The 1848-nt window shown below is 59.3% G+C and carries 1 protein-coding gene; it reads left to right on the top strand.

What is annotated here, in order from left to right; all coding sequences use genetic code 11:
* Positions 1–91: 91 nt before the first annotated feature.
* Entirely contained in the window at positions 92–1663 is a 1572-nt protein-coding gene (locus tag C8D92_RS15550; RefSeq protein WP_116919948.1) for a transposase, read from the top strand.
* Positions 1664–1848 lie beyond the last annotated feature (185 nt).

Here is a 1848-nt window from a genome sequence, read left to right as displayed (position 1 = left end):
GGCGTTGAGGCTGTAGAAAAAGTCCCGCAATCGCCGATCCGGCTCTGGTAGCATCGACCCATCGCTGGCTGACAAGGACCCGTCTTCCACCATGCCCCGTTTCAAGCCCTACAACTACGACCAGGACGCCATGGTCGTGATCAACTACCAGGACCAGATCCAGCCCGGCACCTTCGAGTACGCGGTGCATTACCTCATTGAGCACAAGCTGGATTTGTCGGTCTTCCATCCCCGGTATCGCAACGACGACACCGGCCGGCTGGCCTACGACCCGGCGATCCTGCTCAAGATCATCCTCTTCGCCTACTCCAAGGGCATCACCTCCAGCCGCGAGATGCAGTGGTGCTGCGAGACCAACATCCTGTTCAAAGCGCTATCCTGCGACACGGTGCCGCACTTCACCACTCTGGCGGCCTTTGTCAGCAAGCACGCCGACGAGATCGAGGCGTTGTTTGAGCAGGTGCTGTTGGTCTGCGACGAGCAGGGTCTGCTGGGCAATGAACTCTTTGCCATCGACGGCTGCAAGATGCCCTCGAACGCAGCCAAGGAATGGTCCGGCACCTTCCGCGAGCTGGGCGAGAAACGGGGCAAGCTGCGACGGCTGATCCGCCATCATCTGCAGGAACACCACGAACGGGACGAGGCGGAAACGGAAGCCGAGCTGGACCGGGACATCCGCCAGGCGAAGACCATCCTCTCGCTGGATGAGTCTCTGGACAAAGTGGACCGTTTCCTAAAGACGAACCGCCCACGGAAGGGTCGGGGGAAGCGGAACACGGAAGTGAAGAGCAACATCACCGATAACGACAGCGCCAAGATGACCACCAGCAAGGGCACGATCCAGGGCTATAACGGCGTGGCCACGGTGGATAAGAAACACCAGATCATCATCGACGCCCAGGCCTTCGGCGAAGGGCAGGAACACCACACGCTGGCCCCGGTGCTGGAGACGGTCGAGGCCCGGTACCAAAGGCTGGGCATCAATGAGGCTATTTACGAGAACGGCACCATCGTTACTGCCGACACCGGCTTCGCCAACGAAGCGAACATGCAGTACCTGCACGAACGACGCATCAACGGCTATGTACCGGACAACCGTTTCCGAAGCCGCGACCCGAAGTTCGCCCAACAAAAGGACAAGTACGGCAAACGCCACCAGAACCGGCCTGCCACGGGGTGGAAAAAGACCATCCCGGCCAGTGAATTCCAGTTCGATCCGGTGAAGCTGACCTGCATCTGCCCGGCGGGCGAATCACTGACTTACCGAAGCCAACGGGAAGCCGAAAATGGCAAAATCCGGGTGCACTTCGAGGGGCGGTTGCTCCAGTGCCGTCACTGCCCCAAGAAGCATCGATGCATGCACAATCCCGCCTCGGCAAACCACCGTAACGGTTCCGGTCGACAGGTATCGTTTACGATAGAGAACAAGCGCCTCCCCAACTACACCGACTGGATGAAACACCGGGTGGATAGCCAACAGGGGAAAGCGGTCTACAGTCACCGCATGTCGGTGGTGGAGCCGGTGTTCGGCAACATCGGCACGACCAAGGGACTGAACCGGTTCAGTCTCCGGGGTAAGAAGAAGGTACAGGGCCAGTGGCAGCTCTACTGCCTCGTCCATAATATCGAGAAACTGGCCAATTATGGGCGGATGGCTGCCTAAGGTTGCGCCGCCAGAACAGCGGCCCGCAAGGACCTTTATGGGGCGCATCAGGGCCCGGTTGTGGTCGATCAAACGGCGGCGTGCCAAGAAAACAGGAAAAGCCCAGCCATAGGTTGGGGAACAATGAACGACACAAAAAGGCTGGGATGGGGGCTCTGGGGAGCGTTTTTCTACAGCCTCGTTAG

This window comes from Tamilnaduibacter salinus (genome assembly GCF_003096655.1).
Taxonomy (GTDB): Bacteria; Pseudomonadota; Gammaproteobacteria; order Pseudomonadales; family Oleiphilaceae; genus Tamilnaduibacter; species Tamilnaduibacter salinus.
Note: the sequence above shows the minus strand (reverse complement) of the source record. Positions and strands in the feature narration are given on the sequence as shown.

Excerpts from the sequence above, each read along its gene's own strand:
- C8D92_RS15550 (WP_116919948.1), top strand. The coding sequence starts at position 92 with ATGCCCCGTTTCAAGCCCTACAACTACGACCAGGACGCCATGGTCGTG.